This window comes from Rhodococcus sp. P-2, from assembly GCF_016598535.1.
GTDB classification, from domain to species: domain Bacteria; phylum Actinomycetota; class Actinomycetes; order Mycobacteriales; family Mycobacteriaceae; genus Rhodococcus_F; species Rhodococcus_F baikonurensis.
In genome coordinates this window covers 6,284,723-6,301,298 of sequence record NZ_CP066779.1, presented here as the reverse complement: position 1 = coordinate 6,301,298, position 16,576 = coordinate 6,284,723, and the positions used below count along the sequence as shown (strand labels likewise).

General features: G+C 61.9%; 15 protein-coding genes and 2 pseudogenes. 11 read left to right on the top strand and 6 right to left on the bottom strand.

Translation table 11 applies throughout. The annotated features are described in order from the left end of the window. Window positions 1-159 precede the first annotated feature (159 nt). From I7X09_RS29215 to I7X09_RS29195, 5 genes are all read left to right on the top strand, one after another. Complete coding sequence (locus I7X09_RS29215; protein ID WP_200314917.1) at window positions 160-984, top strand: FAD binding domain-containing protein; 825 nt, start codon at window positions 160-162, stop codon at window positions 982-984. Beyond that, on the top strand, window positions 981-3,674 hold the full coding sequence (locus I7X09_RS29210; protein WP_200314915.1) for a molybdopterin-dependent oxidoreductase: 2,694 nt from the start codon (window positions 981-983) through the stop codon (window positions 3,672-3,674). Before I7X09_RS29215 ends, I7X09_RS29210 begins: the two co-directional genes overlap by 4 nt. Next, window positions 3,671-4,642 carry an antibiotic biosynthesis monooxygenase gene (locus I7X09_RS29205; RefSeq protein WP_020969775.1) on the top strand — a complete coding sequence of 324 codons (972 nt, stop codon included), beginning with the start codon at window positions 3,671-3,673 and terminating at the stop codon, window positions 4,640-4,642. Before I7X09_RS29210 ends, I7X09_RS29205 begins: the two co-directional genes overlap by 4 nt. Before the next feature lie 357 nt (window positions 4,643-4,999). Continuing rightward, window positions 5,000-5,404, top strand: a complete 405-nt coding sequence (locus tag I7X09_RS29200) for a VOC family protein (protein ID WP_166814010.1) — start codon at window positions 5,000-5,002, stop codon at window positions 5,402-5,404. Continuing rightward, the gene (locus I7X09_RS29195; RefSeq protein WP_166814012.1) at window positions 5,401-5,685 is read left to right on the top strand and encodes a winged helix-turn-helix transcriptional regulator; all 285 of its coding nucleotides are present in this window, start codon (window positions 5,401-5,403) and stop codon (window positions 5,683-5,685) included. The genes I7X09_RS29200 and I7X09_RS29195 overlap by 4 nt, the downstream gene beginning before the upstream one ends. Before the next feature lie 245 nt (window positions 5,686-5,930). On the opposite strand, the gene I7X09_RS29190 is transcribed toward I7X09_RS29195, so the two are convergent. Beyond that, window positions 5,931-6,398, bottom strand: a complete 468-nt coding sequence (locus tag I7X09_RS29190; protein ID WP_166814014.1) for a MarR family winged helix-turn-helix transcriptional regulator — start codon at window positions 6,396-6,398, stop codon at window positions 5,931-5,933. A gap of 136 nt (window positions 6,399-6,534) precedes the next feature. Between I7X09_RS29190 and I7X09_RS29185 the strand changes: the two genes are divergently transcribed. Then, the gene (locus I7X09_RS29185) at window positions 6,535-7,740 is read left to right on the top strand and encodes a DUF3089 domain-containing protein (protein ID WP_200314913.1); all 1,206 of its coding nucleotides are present in this window, start codon (window positions 6,535-6,537) and stop codon (window positions 7,738-7,740) included. A 58-nt stretch (window positions 7,741-7,798) separates the two neighbouring features. On the opposite strand, the gene I7X09_RS29180 is transcribed toward I7X09_RS29185, so the two are convergent. The 3 genes from I7X09_RS29180 to I7X09_RS29810 form a co-directional block, all read right to left on the bottom strand. After that, complete coding sequence (locus I7X09_RS29180) at window positions 7,799-8,860, bottom strand: helix-turn-helix domain-containing protein (protein ID WP_234036752.1); 1,062 nt, start codon at window positions 8,858-8,860, stop codon at window positions 7,799-7,801. A 9-nt stretch (window positions 8,861-8,869) separates the two neighbouring features. Continuing rightward, complete coding sequence (locus I7X09_RS29175) at window positions 8,870-9,841, bottom strand: alpha/beta hydrolase (protein WP_166814018.1); 972 nt, start codon at window positions 9,839-9,841, stop codon at window positions 8,870-8,872. 93 nt (window positions 9,842-9,934) lie between these two features. Next, window positions 9,935-10,393, bottom strand: coding sequence for an alpha/beta hydrolase (locus I7X09_RS29810; RefSeq protein ID WP_200314911.1), 459 nt, complete (start codon window positions 10,391-10,393; stop codon window positions 9,935-9,937). A gap of 30 nt (window positions 10,394-10,423) precedes the next feature. Between I7X09_RS29810 and I7X09_RS29165 the strand changes: the two genes are divergently transcribed. The 4 genes and pseudogenes from I7X09_RS29165 (at window position 10,424) to I7X09_RS29150 (ending at window position 13,095) form a co-directional block, all read left to right on the top strand. Then, window positions 10,424-11,392 (top strand): alpha/beta hydrolase, encoded by a 969-nt coding sequence (locus I7X09_RS29165; RefSeq protein ID WP_200314909.1) that lies wholly within the window; start codon window positions 10,424-10,426, stop codon window positions 11,390-11,392. Between the two features lie 2 nt (window positions 11,393-11,394). Beyond that, window positions 11,395-11,697: pseudogene (locus tag I7X09_RS29160) on the top strand (acetyl-coenzyme A synthetase N-terminal domain-containing protein); the annotation flags it as partial. Then, window positions 11,672-12,337: pseudogene (locus tag I7X09_RS29155) on the top strand (AAA family ATPase); the annotation flags it as partial. The pseudogenes I7X09_RS29160 and I7X09_RS29155, both read left to right, overlap by 26 nt. Then, the gene (locus tag I7X09_RS29150; RefSeq protein ID WP_200314907.1) at window positions 12,337-13,095 is read left to right on the top strand and encodes an ABC transporter permease; all 759 of its coding nucleotides are present in this window, start codon (window positions 12,337-12,339) and stop codon (window positions 13,093-13,095) included. The pseudogene I7X09_RS29155 and the gene I7X09_RS29150, both read left to right, overlap by 1 nt. A 9-nt stretch (window positions 13,096-13,104) precedes the next feature. Here the strand turns inward: I7X09_RS29150 and I7X09_RS29145 are convergent, their stop codons facing one another. Both I7X09_RS29145 and dapD read right to left on the bottom strand, forming a co-directional pair. Next, window positions 13,105-14,487: an amino acid permease gene (locus I7X09_RS29145; RefSeq protein WP_200314905.1), complete on the bottom strand. Its 1,383-nt coding sequence runs from the start codon at window positions 14,485-14,487 to the stop codon at window positions 13,105-13,107. Continuing rightward, on the bottom strand, window positions 14,487-15,440 hold the full coding sequence (dapD, locus tag I7X09_RS29140) for a 2,3,4,5-tetrahydropyridine-2,6-dicarboxylate N-succinyltransferase (RefSeq protein WP_200314903.1): 954 nt from the start codon (window positions 15,438-15,440) through the stop codon (window positions 14,487-14,489). The genes I7X09_RS29145 and dapD overlap by 1 nt, the downstream gene beginning before the upstream one ends. Window positions 15,441-15,489: 49 nt before the next feature. On the opposite strand from dapD, the gene dapE reads away from it, so the two are divergent. Then, entirely contained in the window at window positions 15,490-16,560 is a 1,071-nt protein-coding gene (dapE, locus tag I7X09_RS29135) for a succinyl-diaminopimelate desuccinylase (RefSeq protein WP_185564996.1), read from the top strand. Window positions 16,561-16,576: the final 16 nt, after the last annotated feature.

Here is a 16,576-nt window from a genome sequence, read left to right as displayed (position 1 = left end):
CAGAATCGGTCGGCGCATGCACCGGCCGACTGGTCGATGCCGCAGATGCGTATGTCCGTTCCGATCGACTGCCCGAAATGCACTAAAAGTGTGAATGTGCCCCGCCACCTCGGTAATGTCCCTCTCCTAGACGACACATCCCCCGAGGGGAGCAGGCGCATGGACATCACCACCATTACCGAAGTGATACGCCGACCACCGGATCGCCCAGGGGACGTGTGGCGCCCCGGCGATGCCTGGCTGGCCGGCGGAACCTGGCTGTTCTCAGCGGAACAACCCGACACACGTCGACTCGTCGACCTCACAGCACTCGGCTGGGCACCACTGGAAGTCGGCACGAGTCACTTCAGTGTCGGAGCTACGTGCACCGTCGCCGAGCTGTATGCGTTTGTGCCGCCGGATAATTGGCACGCAAGTCCACTGATCCGCGTCAGTTGCGAATACTTCCTCTCCTCGTTCAAGGTGTGGAATGCGGCCACGGTAGGTGGCAACATCTGTATGTCACTTCCCGCCGGGCCGATGATCACACTGGCGGTTGCCCTCGAGGCGACGTTCACACTGTGGGCTGCCGACGGTACAGCGAGGACCGTCGACGCGTGCGACTTCGTGACCGGTGACCACCAGAACGTCCTGGAGCCGGGCGAAGTTCTTCGGAGCATCGAGTTCCCGGTGCACGCGCTCACCAAACAGCACGCCCACCGCCGATTCAGTCTCACTCACCTCGGGCGGTCAACGATCTTCATGATCGCGACGCAGACTCCCGGCCTCCACGACTTTCACTTGACCATCACCGCGGGAACGACCCATCCGATCCGGCTGACGTTCGACACGATGCCGGACGAAGAGTCGCTGCGACGGGCCGTCGACGCCATCCCGGCCGACAACTGGTTCAGCGATCCCAACGGAACCCCCGACCACCGCCTCCATCTGGCCCGTCACTACGCCGACGAGCTCCGAATCGAACTGACGGGGAGCCGGTCATGAGCTACACGGTGAACGAACGGACGTTCGACGAGGAACCGTTCCCCGGTCAGTGTTTGCGCACATTTCTTCGGCACCTCGGACACCACGGAGTGAAGAAGGGGTGCGACGGCGGTGACTGCGGGGCGTGCACCGTATGGCTCGACGGCGCACCGATCCACAGTTGCATCACACCCGCGTTTCGCGCCGACGGTCGCGACGTGACCACCATCGAGGGGCTCGGCACGCCCGAAGATCTCCACCCGATTCAGCAGCAGTTCCGGGACGCACCTGGCTTCCAGTGTGGATTCTGCACCGCCGGAATGATCATGACCTCGGCCGCGCTCACCGACGCGCAGAAAGAAGACTTGCCGCGTGCACTCAAGGGAAACCTGTGCCGCTGCACCGGTTACCGATCCATCGAAGACGCGGTCAACGGTGTCAGCGCAATCGAGGTCGCCCTTCCCGGACAAGCAGTCGGAACAAGCGTAGGCGCGCCGGCGGCAACCGAAGTGGTCACCGGACGCGCCGAGTACACGATGGACACCGCGATCGACGGCATGCTGCACCTGAAGGTCCTGCACTCGCCTCACGCCCATGCACGCATCACCTCCATCGACACCAGCGAGGCACTCGCCGTCCCTGGCGTCCACCGCGTCTACACCTGGAAAGACGTGCCGCGCAAGCTCTTCACAACGGCAATTCATACCGACCACCTTGTTGATCCGGACGACACGTACATCCTCGACAACGTCGTGCGGTTCGTGGGTCAGCGTGTAGTGGCCGTCCTCGCCGATTCCGTCGTCGCTGCGGAAGAAGGCCGTCGGAAGGTGAAGGTCGATTACGAGATCCTGCCTTCGGTGTTCGATCCGGAAAAGGCGATGGCCGACGGCGCTCCAGCCCTGCACGGATCCGACGATCCCTTTGTTCGAGATCCCGAGCACAACATCCTGCTCGAACTTCACGGTCATGTGGGCGACGTCGAGGCCGGGTTCGCCGAGGCCGACGTCATCCACGAAGGCACCTATTTCTCGCCGCGGGTTCAGCATGCGCATCTCGAGACGCACGGTTCGATCTCGTGGATGGAAGACGGACGCCTTCACGTTCGCACAAGTTCACAGTCCCCCTCCATCGCCAAGGTCAAACTCGCCCATCTCTTCGACCTCCGCCCGGATCAGCTGCGCGTGTTCTGCAGACGCGTGGGCGGCGGGTTCGGCGGCAAACAGGAAGTGATCAGCGAAGATCTGGTGGCGCTCGCCACCCTGGATACCGGCCGTCCCGTCTGTCTCGAGTTCACCCGAGAAGAAGAGTTCACCACCGCGTCGCCGCGTCATCCGATGAAACTGACGATCAAGCTCGGAGCGAAGTCGGACGGGACTCTCACCGCCTTTCACTACCGAAACGTCTCGAACACCGGTGCATACGGAAATCACGGCGGAGAGACACTCTTTGCCGGCGGCGCGGCAGTCTCGCTCTATCGCTGCGCGAACAAGAAATTCGATGCGTATTCCGTCTACACCAACAATGTTCCGAGCGGCGCTCTGCGTGGGTACGGGATGACTCAACCGGCCTTTGCCGTGGAATCGGCGATGACCGAATTGGCCAACGCGCTGAACATGGATCCGCTCGAACTGCGTCGACGCAATATCGTCCGACCGGGCGATTCACTCGTCGCACTCGAAGACGGCCCCGACGACGTGATCTTCACCGAAGACGGCCTGGGGCAATGCATCGATCTGATCGATGCCGCGTTGAAGCGCAATCCGATTCCCTCGCTCGGAGACGAGTGGCTCATCGGGACCGGTACTGCCAGTTCACTACATGAGACCGCGCCACCCACCGAACACATTTCCGAGGCCTGGCTCACCCTCGGCGAAGACTGTGTATACGAACTTGCCGTCGGCACAGTCGAATTCGGCGAGGGAACGTCTACCGCCCACGTACAGATCGCCGCGAATCAGCTGGGCACAACACCGTCACGCGTACGAATCATTCAGTCGGACACCGACCGAACCGGTTTCGACACAGGCGCTTTCGCCAGCGCAGGCCTGTTTGTAGCGGGGAACGCGGTACTTCGCGCGTCGAATGCGCTCCGTGATCGATTACTGGCCTTCGCCGCGCACCACACCGGTGTGTCGATTGACCAGTGCTCGATGGACGACGACAAGATCGTGTGCGGCAGTAACCGTGTGACTCTTCAGGAGATACTCGAGGCTGCACGTCCGCGCGGGATCCGCTTCACCGAGGCACGGAAGGCTTACGGATCTCCGCGCAGCGTGGTGTCCAATACTCACGGCTTCCGGATCGCCGTCCACCGCGTCACCGGTGAGATCCGCATCCTCTACAGTGTCCAGGCAACCGACGCCGGAGTGATCATCAATCCGGCGCAGGTGCGGGGGCAGATCGAAGGGGGCGTCGCCCAGGGCATCGGCTTTGCCCTCACCGAGAACTTTCACGTGGACGAACACGGCGCGATGATGAACCCGAACCTGCGTAACTACCGGATCCCGACGTACGCGGATGTCCCTCGCACCGAAGTGATCCTCGTCGAGTCATCCGACTCCGTCGGCCCACTCCGCTCCAAAGGCATGGCAGAGTGCTGTATCAATCCGGTTGCCCCTGCGCTCGCGAACGCACTGCAGGACGCCACCGGGTCGCGATTCCGGTCGTTACCGCTCACACCTGAGCGCATCTACACAGGGCTGAACCGATGACCGCGAACACGTCGGCGGACAGCGCCGCGACGGTCATCATCGGCCAGCGAGTGCGTCCTGGGCTGGAGAAGGAATTCGAGGTCTGGCAGAAGGACCTCAACCGTGCGGCCGCAGACTACGCCGGCTTCCTCGGGGCGGAAATCGCAGCTCCGACGACCACCCAACCTGATTGGGTGATCGTGTACCGCTTCGACTCCATCGCTCATGTTCAGGCGTGGATCAACAGCGCGACACGGCAGGACTACCTCGAGGACGGCCGGCAGTACTTCGACGGACCGGCCACACAGCAAGTGGTGAGCGGCGGGATCAAGCCCCCGGACCCGCTGCTGACCGTGGTCGTGACGCACCGAGTCGGCGACGACAGCATCGACGAGTTCCTTGCCTGGCAAGACCGTCTTCGCGAGGTGGAAAGCGCGTTCGAAGGGTTTCGCGGCACCGAACTGTTCCGCCCCGTCGACGGCGTGCAGGACGAATGGACGCTGCTGTATCGCTTCGACAATGCGGCCCATCTCGACACGTGGCTGACTTCTCCTGAGCGACAACAACTCCTCGCCGAGGGCCGCAAGTTCCACGACTTCGAACTGCGCACTGTCGACAATTCGTTCGGCAGTTGGTTTGCCTTCGACGAGAACGGAAACGAGGCCCCTCCACCGTCGGAGACAAAAACCTCGATCGCCGTCTGGGTCGGCCTCTACCCGACTGTCGTCTTGCTTACTTTGGCGCTGTCACCGCTGAAGCTGCCACTCTGGCTGGGATTGTTGATCGGCAACCTGTTGTCGAGTTTCATCATGAGTTTCTTCACGATGCCGTACTACGTGAATCGACTCCTGCACCGCTGGCTGCGTCCACCTTCGGGGATTCCTGTCGCAAAAACCAACGCGCAAGGAGTGGCAATCGTCGCCGCGGTGACCTTGTTCTGGGTAGTCGTCTTCTATCTCGTGACCACTCAGTTCTGGAGCCTCCCCTAACGATCGCGGGGAGACATCCTGCGCCTACCCACCCGCTGTTTTCAGATCATCGGCGGCGTGTGATGTATCGCCACCGTTACTCGAGACCGAACGCCGCGATCGTGCCGCCACCAGAGGTCTGGTATTCACCAATCCATCGGTCTACAGGGAAACTCGACTACCCCCTTGGCATCTGGGCAACCTCCACGATCATCGCCCTGCGACGCGATCACCGAGGGACATGGTGGATACGCGCATGGCCGCTGGTGACAGCTCTCGGCGTGATCGTGGCACTCGCCAGCGCCCCACAGTTCGACTCAGCCAGAGCGCACAACCTGACCCTTGACAGCGTACTTGCATTTTGCAAGTGTGGATCACATGAGCCTGTTCATCACATGCCCGGTCGAGAGCGTCGAGCGCGCGACCACCTTTTACACCGCCCTGGGCTGGACCCTCAACACCGAGATGTCCGATCACAATGTGTCGTGCTTCGCGATCGCGCCCGAGCAGTACGTCATGCTCGGCAGCCGCGAAATGTACGCCAGCGTCGGCGGCGTCGAGGAGCTGGTCGGCGGACCCCGCACCCCGTCGAAGGTGACGGTCTCGTTCGACCTCGGCAGCCGCGAGGCGGTCGACGAACTCGTCGCCCGCGCCGGCGCCGCCGGTGGGCGCATCGGCGACACAGACGACTACCCCTTCATGTACCAGCGCCAGTTCGACGACCCCGACGGCTACCACTACTCGCCGTTCTGGATGAAGCCGGACACCGATACGACCGCGTGAGCGACCTCGCAGCGGCCCTCGAAGTCGTAGGAGCACGGTGGGCGCTGCTGATCGTGGAGCGGCTGCTCGACGGGCCGCAGCGCTATGGCGATCTGCAGCGCGATCTCGGAGTGCCAACCAACATGCTCGCGACCCGCCTACGCGAGCTCGAAACGGCCGGCGTACTGACCCGTCTGCCCCTGCGGCACAACACACGGGCGTACGCACTCACCGACCGTGGGCATGCCCTACGCGGGGCAATCGTCGCGCTCGGACGCTGGGCCGCTGACGCTGAGGGGTGACAGCGACAGCTGCCTGAATGTCGGGCGACAACACTGCACCTACCTAGCGTCGACTATCCTGCACGCAACGAAGCCGACCTGCTCGTCAGTCAGCGACACGTACCCCAACCATCGCCCGAACTCTGCTCTCCTGCTTCAACTTTCGCGCAAGGACGCAGTTGACCCGCAACCCCGCGAAAGGTACCGGCTTCGCAACCGTGCATCACCCGCGAGGGGTGACGCACCAGCATGAACTGTCACATCGCTCAGACGCGAAGGTTCTCCGCAGCCTGTGACAGAGCCGCACCAGCATTGATCGCGCCGAGAATGCCCGCCAGGTCCCGGGTTTGATCGTCGGTCAAGTCCGCGAACATCTCTGCGCCCAGTCCGTCGAGCAGAGCGTCAGCCTCTGCCGCTGCCAGTCGCCCAGCATCGGTGGCAACCACCAAGCTGCGCCGACGATCAGTAGCGTCACGCGTCCGGGTTGCGAACTCCTTCGCTTCCAAATCGTCGATGACCGCCACCACAGTCGTCGGATCTATCCGGCTCCGTCGACCGAGCTCCGACTGCGACAGCGGTCCCTCGGCGACAAGGACCTTGAGCAGTGTGTAGTGCCGGGTCCGCATACCCAATGGAGCCAACCGATTCTCGGTCAATCGAAACGCCACCTGACCGAGCTTGACCAGCAAACACCCCGGATGAACGGCCACCGAATCCGGCACCAACGGTTCCATCGACACAGCTCCTCCCGGCGAGATCCCGCGAGCTCGCACGATTTGCTTCGCAGTACCTATAGTCAGCAGTGCGAATCATTTGTATGGTCTACCTCACAGTAGACGACCTGTGTGAAGCAAACATGACGGAGGATGCATGAAGACCGGACAAGCAACGTCGAACTGTTTGCGCACCAGAAAATCCCACGTTCGTGCACGTCGATCACTCTTTATCGCTCTGGCAACAATCCTCGTGGCGCCGGCCTTTGCTGTCAGCGCGACGCCACCGGCAACCGCAGAACCGAACTCCGGCACACAGTGGCTCTGCACGCCCGACCTCACTTCCGACCCGTGCGATCTCCCCTCCGACACCACCGATCTCCTGACCGGTGAAGTCCAACCACCGAAGGCAGACAGTGCCACCGACAAGCCCGTCGACTGCTTCTACCTCTATCCGACAGTCAGCAACCAGGTTGCGCTCAATGCCGACCCTGCCGCATCACCGGAAGTGCAGTCGATCGCGCGATTCCAAGCAGCCCGATTCTCCGACGTCTGTAGGGTGTTCGCACCCGTCTACCGACAGGTTCCCTTGCTCGGGTTGCCCGCCGCGCTCGCCGGTCTGGACGGCCCACTAGAACTCGCGTACGGCGACGTGCTCGCCGCCTGGAACGACTACCTGGAGAACGACAACAACGGTCGCGGGGTGATCTTCGTCAGCCATTCCCAAGGAACGATGATGGCACGCAAACTCATTCGAGAGCAGATCGATCCGAACCCGCAACTACGTACACAACTGGTCGGCGCCTTTCTCATGGGCGGAAACGTGACCACTGCAGCCGGGAAGACCACCGGCGGCGACTTCGCGAACATCCCACTGTGCACTCAGCAGGGTGAGACCAGTTGCATCACCGCCTATTCCACCGAACTCATCGGACTCCCGTCATTGTTCGGCAACAGCTCGTACGACCTCCTGTCGACCCGGATGGGTCTACCCAACGGACCCGGATTCCAAGTCGCATGCACAGACCCAGCGTTCTTGAGTGGTGACCCGCAACCCGTGGGAGTGACCATTCCGAGTGCGCCCTACTCCTTCGGCATCATCTCGGTCCTCATGGACTACACGACGTTGCCCGAGCCACTTCCCACCTCCACTTCGTCCTGGACCACCAGCAAAGGGCGAGGAGGCGGAGAATGCGTCGACACCAACGGATTCCACCGATACCGAATCGAGATGACCGTTCCTCAACCGATCAACGAACTACCGCTGTTCGACACCCACCTACTCGACCTCAACTTCGGACTCGATCGTCTGGTCGACATCGCCGCCCAACAAACCCACACCTGGCAAACCGCCGGACGTTGATCGAGGCGTCGCCGGAACCTCCGAACTTTTCGGAACAATCGGAACGCGCAGACCGAGCCTAGGCACTCTCCAACAACATGATCATGGCAGTCGCGCGGGCGCGGTTCTCGAGTGCATCGACACCGAATCCGAAATGATCCGACAACTTCGTCAGTCGGTGCGCAACACTGCTGTGGTGAAGATGCATCGAATCCGCGGTTGCTCGCAACGTGCCGCATCGTAGGTACACTCTCAGCGTCGCCAGCAGTTGCACGCCGGTTTCGGATGTCTGCAAGCCCAAGGCATTAGTCATGTCTTTGACGCGTACGTGTTCGACCTTGGGGCCAGGCGCAAGAAGTACCAGCGCTCCGAGATCGTCGGCGTTCACCACCGGAGTGCACTTCGACGCCTGATCTCGGGCGAATCGCGCAGTGCCGATCACCAAATGCGCTTCCGATGCCTTCGAAGCCAAAGATATCCCCGCGTAGGTCAGTCGAGCGGTATTGCCGTCGGACGATATCGGCCTCGATGGTCCGGGATCCAAGATGAGACGCAAGGAGTCCCCGTCGATCTCGACGCCGGTCGCACGGCCGGGCGTCGCGTCTGCGAAAACGGAGAGACGCGGGTCAGCACCTGACTTGGTGACAACCACGCGCACGCACGTCGACGGATCGATCCGCAGCGCTGTGCACGCAGTGAGTACCGCGAACTCGTCCATGGGCAGAAGCAGATTCCGAGAATGCTCGGCGTCAGTCAAGGGACGGCGCGGCTGAAGAATCGATGCGGCAGTGAGAGCCATTCGGTCGACCAGCATTTCGTCGAGAGGAACTCGATCACCGAGACGTTCGATCCAGACTCGTCCGGCGACGACATCACCGATCACGATCTCCTTGGCGGTGGTTCGAGTTCGTTGAGGCCATGGCGACCACTGTCCACGCGGGTCGTAGCGACGGGTGTCACGGCTTCCGAATTTTCCGGATGTCTCGATACCGACCACACAATCCGCAAGGGTGGCACTCGCGCGGAGCAAAGACGCAATGTCTGCCCCGTGCCGAACCAGGGTGTCGAAATAGTCGATGACTCGTACCAAGCCCGCCGAGTCCGCATCCAATTCGGCAAGCCGGTACATCAACCCCTGCATCGATTTTCGCTACAAAGTCGGAGCAAGAACACGAAGACCCCTCTTCAACGCGTTGAGTGATTCCGTGACGCAGCGCTTGCTGACCTCGGCCGTCGCAACCATCCCCGATCCGTGAAACGTGCCGGGGAACGAATGGAGTTCGACGCTGACCCCCGCTTGAAGCAGCCGGAGCGCGTACTCGATTCCCTCGTCACGGAGCGGATCGAGCTCCATGGTGCAGAGATATGTCGGCGGTAGGTTCGTCAGATCAACTGCCCGCGAGGGCGCGGCGTAGATGGAAACATCCGGATCCTCTGGGCCGGCGTAGGTCTCACCAAGGTAGTACCGCCACGACATGATCGCATTCGGTCGATTCCACAGTGGCGTGTCGGTGAATTCGGTCATGGAAACTGTGTTGAGCCTGTCGTCGAGCTCTGGGATTTCGAGCAACTGAAATGCGACTGGAACAACCCCTTCGTCTCGCGCCTTGAGCGTGGTGCCTGCTGCCAGCCCTCCTCCGGCACTCTGTCCACCGACTGCGATGCGATCACGATCGATTCCCAATTCATCTGCATGGGAATGGATATAGATCAGTGCGGCATAACAATCATCGAGTGGGCCCGGGAACGGAGTTTCGGGAGCGAGTCGATAGTCGACGCTCACGACGGCAAATCCGAGAGCTCGTACCACGTCGATGCAGTAGGGATCACACGATTCGGCTGTACCCACCGCGAACCCACCACCGTGAATCCAGAGCAGAACCGGGAGGAGACCTTCCGCATCCATCGGAGTGAAGAGCCGAAGATCAATGTCCGGATCGCCGCCGGACCCGGGTACCGTCAACTCTTGCAAACGAACTCCGTCGAATGACAGGCCCGCCAACAACGTGTCGACCATGCCGTTCAACGTGGACCGCGACGTGGCCAGATCGGAAAAGTCACCTTCGGGAAGCATGGTGACGGCAGCTGCAAGCTCTGGATCGAGCGTAGGAAATTGTGGCATGGACCAATCATGTCCTTGATTGTGATCTGCGTCATCGGCAGCGTGTAGGAACATAGGGGCAAATTGTCCGACGGGCGGCGGGGCCGTTGTGAACTACAGGTCAATGATGATTCTGCAACGGGTCACGAGAGTTCGCCGAGAGACCCCGATGCCGACGCCGATGCCGATGCCGATAGCCATTCTGTCGTGGCCGTGCATGACGCCAGGAAGAATATGCAGCTCACAGGAAACCCCGGCCTTGACGCGGCACTGAACGAACGTGACACTCTCGTCACGGACGATATCGAGTTCTCCTACTTCGATGTCCGTGCCGGGCAACCCTGCGAAGTCGGTCAGCCGACCCCGAGGCGCACGCCGGCGAGACCGAGTCCCCACCCAGGTCGTCTCCGAGAACTGCATTTCAGATCGCGGGCAAGAAATGCGGTGCCTGCCGCGATTTCTCCTCCGCCGCTGTCTCCCATCACTGCGACGCTGGTGACCGTTTGATCGAGGTTGTGTACACGCACAGTTGTCGGAGGTAAGTCTGTCTTTTCCGACATCCGGCGGGTGCACCGTCCGCACCACTCACGCAGGATTGCCTGCATGACTTACGAATTCGATCCTGAACTTGTTCCGATGCTCGCCGCGCTGCCAGATCAGAGTTCACCAGCGTTGTCCGTTTCAGAGATTCGCGAGCAACTCGCCGATCATTCGGCACACGGTGGAGAAATCGACACCTCAGGTGTGTGGATCCATGACCAATGTGTGCCAGGCCCGCCGGACTCTCCGGACATCGCACTGAGGGTCATTACTCCCCATACGCGCAAGGGCACCGGCGCTGTGTACTACATTCACGGCGGCGGGTTCACTGTGGGCTTTGCTTCGATGCGCGACGACGCCAATGTCGTCGTGGCCCGAGAACTCGGTGTCGTCGTGGTGTCTGTCGAATACCGACTTGCACCGGAGGATCCGTTCCCATCAGGCCTGGAAGACTGCTACGCCGGACTGCTGTGGGTAGCGAAAAACGCTGACGTTCTGGGAATCGACCCCGAAAACATTGTGATCCAAGGTGATAGCGCAGGAGGCGGGCTCTGCGCAGCGCTTGCCCTGCTGACACGAGACCGAGGTGGCCCCGTCCCCGTATTCCAGTTTCTCGGCGTACCCGAGATCGACGACAGGCTCGTCACGAAAAGCATGCTGGCATTCACCGACACACCGCTCTGGAATCGGCAGGCCGCCGAACAGAGCTGGGACGCCTACCTCGGCGCCGGCGTTCGCGGCACTGACGCCGTCTCCGCCTACGCAGCACCCGCGCGAGCATCCGAGCTGTCAGGTTTGCCGCCGACCTACATTTCGGTCATGCAATACGATCCTCTACGCGACGAGAATATTGCGTACGTTCAAGCGCTTCTCGATGCTGGAGTATCCGTAGAGGTACACCTGTTTCCCGGCACTTTCCACGGATCGGGACTGGCGAAGGACGCAGCGATCAGTCAACGGGAATTCCAGGAAGCGTTGACAGTTCTGGGTCGAGCGCTCGGCGTCGATCGAACCGTCACCCGGACACGATGAACATGCGCACAGAAGGAGACACGACCGAATTGAGAGTCTGCGACTCACTCCCCAATTCTTATCCGCCGAGCGCGGAGTTCGCTGCGTCCGCCAACGCGGGACCGGAGTTGCAGGCTGCCGCAGATACCGACCGCCTCGCTTTCTGGGCGAATCAGGCGCAGCGCCTTCACTGGCACGAGAAATGGACCGACGTCCTCGACTGGACCGACGCCCCCGTCGCCAAGTGGTTCGTCGGCGGAAAACTCAACGTCGCCTACAACTGCGTCGACCGCCACGTCCTCGAAGTCTCGGGTGGACGAGGTGCTCGGGTTGGTCGGGTTGTCCGAGGTGGCGGGCAAGAAGGCCGGCGGGTTCTCGTTGGGTATGTCGCAGCGTCTCGGGTTGGCGGGTGCGTTGTTGGGGGATCCGAAGGTGTTGTTGTTCGACGAGCCGGTCAACGGTCTCGATCCGGAGGGCATCGTCTGGATTCGTAAGTTCATGCAGCGGTTGGCGGCCGAGGGCCGCACGGTGTTGGTGTCGAGTCACCTCCTGTCGGAGATGGCGTTGACGGCGGAGCAGTTGGTGGTGATCGGTCGGGGTCGGTTGATCTCGGATTCGACGGTGGCGGAGTTCGTGGATCGTTCGTCGGAGTCGACGGTGCGGGTGCGCAGCCCACAATTGGACGCTCTCCATGCCGCATTGACTGCCCACGGACTGACTGTCCGCGAGGAGCATTCAGGATCGGAGCCGGTGTTGGTGGTCGTTGATTCGACCACTGATGTGATCGGTGGTCTGGCTGGTTCGCAGGGAATCGTGTTGTACGAGTTGGCTTCCCAGCAGGGATCGCTCGAGGATGCGTTCATGAAGTTGACCGGAGACGATGTCCAGTACCACGCATCCGGTGTCGATCCGGGTGCCGGAGTCCACCACGCAAACACACAGCAGGCTATGGGAGGTGCACTGTAATGGCTGTTCTCAGTGCTGAACGTATCAAGATCACCACGACCAAGTCCCCGCTGTGGTGCACGGTCATCATTATCGTGCTCGGGTTGGGGCTCGCCACCGTTTTCGGACTGAGCGCCAAGTCGTCGCTCAACAGACCGGACGGTGTAATGATGCCGACCGTGTCGGGGGCGCTCAGTGGAGTCACCGGCTTCGGTGTGTTGGTACTGATGATCATGGCTGCCCTCGCGATCACCAGCGAGTATCGCTTCGGGACAATCCGAACCACATTCCAGGCAGTTCCGAACCGCGCCTCGGTTCTGATCGCCAAAGCAGGTCTCATCGGCGGGTTCGGAGCTGTACTGACTCTCGTATTGTCGTTCGGCGCCTTCGCTCTCACGAAGGCGACGTCAGGTGACGCGGGAAGATTCCTCACTCTGTCCGGCGACGAGAACTGGCGGATCGTCTACGGAACGCCGATCTACGCGTTCTTCTGCGTAGTTCTAGCTGTAGGAGTGGGAGCGTTGCTGCGGCAGTCTGCCGGTGCGATCGCGCTACTACTGTTGTGGCCCTTGCTCATCGAGAATCTGTTCAACCTGTTCGGCAGTATCGGCGAGAAGATCATGCCGTTCCTGCCGTTCATGAACGCCAATAACTTTCTCGGTTCCGGCGGTAGCGTCGACTTCCACTGGGGACCCTGGGGCAGCCTGATCTACTTCGCCCTCTTCGTGCTCGTCGTCTTCGGTCTCAGCATCCTCGTCGTGAACCGACGAGATGCATAGGCGCGAAGATCACGCGGGCTGATTCTGCTTACGCCAGCGAGCGTTCAGGAAACCCAATGCCGCGATCACGAGGAACAACACTGTGGTCGAGATCAACTGTGCACGGGCATCGGCGTCGAAGAGCATGAGGACGACGAAGACGCCGAGCATCGCGAGTGTCGCGTAGCTCAGATACGGGAACAGCCACATACGAACTGTCAGCTTGCCCGACGCTTCGAGTTGTTTACGCAGTCGCAGATGCGAGACGACGATGAAGATCCAGATGACCAGCAGCGCAGCGCCGACTGCGTTGAGCAGGATGCCGAGCAGGTCGTCGGGGAGCAGCCAGTTGAGCAGGACGCTGACGAAGCCGAAGAACACCGACAGCAGAACGGCATTGGTCGGAACTCCGGCGCTCGACAGTTTCGCCATGAAAGCGGGTCCGTCGCCGCGGCGCGACAGTGAGAACGCCATCCGTGAGGTGCCGTAGATGTTGGCGTTGAACGCGGAAAGCAAGGCCACCACGACGACGAGTTCCATGAACCCGGCAACGCCCGGAATGTTCGCCTTGTTCAAGACGGCCACGAACGGTCCGCTCTCGAGTTCGGGATCGTTCCAGGGCAGCACCAGAACCATGATCGAGATGGCGCCGATGTAGAAGACACTGATGCGCCACACGACGCTTCGGACAGCGACGGCGATGGAGCGTTCCGGATTCTCGGATTCGGCGGCGGCGATGGTGACGATCTCGATCCCACCGAAAGCGAACGCCACGACGAGAAGCCCTGCGGCGATGCCGGACAACCCGTTGGGCATGAAGCCGCCCTGCCCGAACAGATTGCTCGTACCGACCGGATCGGTATCGGGGAGGATGCCGAACACCAGCAGGACGCCGATGACGAGGAAGGCGATGATGACGGTGACTTTGATTGCTGCGAACCAGAACTCGAACTCGCCGAAATTGCTGACCTTCGCCAGGTTCACCACGGCGAAGAACACCACGAAGACCAGGGCGACGACCCATTGCGGGATCGACGGCACCCAGTCGTTCACGATCGCAGAGGCCCCGGTGATCTCGGCGCCCAGCACCATGATCAGCATGAACCAGTAGAGCCAGCCCATCACGAAGCCGGCCCACTCGCCGATCCCCAGGCGCGCGTAGTGCGAGAAGGAACCGCTGGCCGGAATCGCTGCGCCCATTTCGCCGAGCATGCGCATCACGAACACCACGACGGCGCCCGCAAGGATGTAGGAGATCAGGACGGCCGGGCCGGCCTTGGCGATACCGACGCCGGTTCCGAGGAACAGGCCGGCGCCGATGGCCGAGCCCAGGCCCATCATCGTCAGATGTCGGACCTTGAGACCGTGGCCGAGAGCAGTGGTTGTTCCGTCGGAGACGTCGGTGTCAGTCATCAGTCGTTGGCGTGCAAAGCAGCGTTCAGTTCGACGCCGGTGCCCTTCCACGGCACGACCTCGACGGCACCCGAGACCGAGTTACGACGGAAGAGAAGGTTCGACTTTCCGCTGAGTTCCTTGGCCTTGACGACGGTGCCGTCCGGGCCGGTGACCTTGGTGCCCGCGGTGACGTAGAGGCCCGCTTCGAGGACGCAGTCGTCGCCGAGTGAAATGCCGAGGCCGGCGTTGGCGCCGAGGAGGCAGCGCTTGCCGAGGGAGATGGTTTCCTTGCCGCCGCCGGACAGGGTGCCCATGATCGAGGCGCCGCCGCCCACATCGGATCCGTCGTCGACGACGACGCCCGCGGAGATGCGGCCTTCGACCATCGAGTTGCCGAGGGTGCCGGCGTTGAAGTTGACGAAGCCTTCGTGCATGACGGTTGTTCCGCTGGCGAGGTGTGCACCGAGACGGACTCGGTCCGCGTCACCGATGCGAACTCCGGACGGCACGACGTAGTCGGCCATGCGCGGGAACTTGTCGACGCTGAACACTGTGACGACTCCGCGGATGCGCAGACGCGAGCGAACCTGCTCGAAGCCTTCGACGGCGCACGGACCGAAGTTGGTCCACACGACGTTGCTGAGCAGGCCGAACTGACCGTCGAGGTTAACGCCGTGGGGCGCGACGAGGCGGTGCGAGAGCAGATGGAGGCGCAGGTAGACGTCATGTGCGTCGACGGGCGCCTTGGAGAGATCGGCGATGGTGGTGCGGACGACGACCTGCGAGACCTCGCGAGCGTCGTCGGTGCCTGCCAGCAGTGCAAGATCGGAAGGAATGTCTGTTCCCTCGACGTTCTCGGTACCGGTCTTGTCGAATGTTCCCAGCTCCGGTGCCGGGAACCAGGTGTCGAGGACGGTTCCGTCCGCGGTCACGTTGGCGATACCTACTGCTGTTGCTCCCTGTGCGCTCACGGGACTAGAGATTACTGGGTGGTGGGTGCACCGGCCTAAGCTGGTGTGTGTGAGCATCCTCGATCTTGCTTCGGACCCCATCGACTTGACGGCCGCCCTGGTCGACATCCCCAGCGTCTCGCACGACGAATCCGTCATCGCGCAGGCCGTCGAGGATGCGCTGCGTGAGCAGACTTCGGGCTTCGAGATAATCCGAAACGGCAACGCCGTGTTGGCGCGTACGTCGCGTGGGCTGCCGAGCCGCGTCATGCTCGCCGGACATCTGGACACGGTGCCGATTGCCGACAACGTTCCTTCGCGACGCGACGGCGACATCCTGCACGGCTGCGGGACCGTGGACATGAAGTCGGGCGATGCGGTGTTCCTGCACCTGGCGGCCACCATCGAGAACTTGGCCCACGACCTGACTCTCGTCTTCTACGACTGCGAAGAGATCGCCGCGACGTTCAACGGCCTCGGTCGGATCGAACGCGAGATTCCGGAATGGCTCACCGCCGACGTCGCAATTCTCGGTGAGCCGACGGCCGGTTTCATCGAGGCCGGGTGCCAGGGCACGATGCGGGTTCGGTTGACGGCTTCGGGAACACGCGCACATTCGGCCAGGTCCTGGCTGGGGGACAACGCCATTCACAAGTTCGGCGGAGCGTTGGAGCGGTTGTCGGTGTACCAGCCGCGTTCGGTCGACATCGACGGTTGTGGTTACCGCGAGGGATTGTCGGCGGTGCGGATATCCGGCGGTGTCGCCGGAAACGTGGTCCCGGACGAAGCCGAGATGGACGTCAACTTCCGCTTCGCGCCCGATCGCAACGAGGCGCAAGCCGAGGCGCACGTGCGCGAAGTGTTCGACGGCCTGGGCCTCGGATTCGAGGTCACCGACTCCTCGCCCGGCGCACTCCCCGGTTTGGCGAACCCGTCTGCTGCCGCCTTGATCGAGGCGGCAGGTGGTCAGTTCCGCGCGAAGTACGGGTGGACCGATGTGTCCAGATTCTCGGCACTCGGCATTCCCGCGGTGAACTACGGACCAGGGGATCCGAACCTCGCGCACAAGCGCGACGAGCATGTTCCGGTGCAACAGATCACCGACGTCGCGGCCGTGCTGAGGAAATATCTGTCGGCCTGACCGTTAGCCTTGCCGC

Coding starts and splice junctions, on each gene's coding strand:
- I7X09_RS29215 (WP_200314917.1), top strand. CDS start 160: ATGGACATCACCACCATTACCGAAGTGATACGCCGACCACCGGATCGC.
- I7X09_RS29210 (WP_200314915.1), top strand. CDS start 981: ATGAGCTACACGGTGAACGAACGGACGTTCGACGAGGAACCGTTCCCC.
- I7X09_RS29205 (WP_020969775.1), top strand. CDS start 3,671: ATGACCGCGAACACGTCGGCGGACAGCGCCGCGACGGTCATCATCGGC.
- I7X09_RS29200 (WP_166814010.1), top strand. CDS start 5,000: ATGAGCCTGTTCATCACATGCCCGGTCGAGAGCGTCGAGCGCGCGACC.
- I7X09_RS29190 (WP_166814014.1), bottom strand. CDS start 6,398: ATGGAACCGTTGGTGCCGGATTCGGTGGCCGTTCATCCGGGGTGTTTG.
- I7X09_RS29185 (WP_200314913.1), top strand. CDS start 6,535: ATGAAGACCGGACAAGCAACGTCGAACTGTTTGCGCACCAGAAAATCC.
- I7X09_RS29180 (WP_234036752.1), bottom strand. CDS start 8,860: ATGCAGGGGTTGATGTACCGGCTTGCCGAATTGGATGCGGACTCGGCG.
- I7X09_RS29175 (WP_166814018.1), bottom strand. CDS start 9,841: ATGCCACAATTTCCTACGCTCGATCCAGAGCTTGCAGCTGCCGTCACC.
- I7X09_RS29165 (WP_200314909.1), top strand. CDS start 10,424: ATGACTTACGAATTCGATCCTGAACTTGTTCCGATGCTCGCCGCGCTG.
- I7X09_RS29150 (WP_200314907.1), top strand. CDS start 12,337: ATGGCTGTTCTCAGTGCTGAACGTATCAAGATCACCACGACCAAGTCC.
- I7X09_RS29145 (WP_200314905.1), bottom strand. CDS start 14,487: ATGACTGACACCGACGTCTCCGACGGAACAACCACTGCTCTCGGCCAC.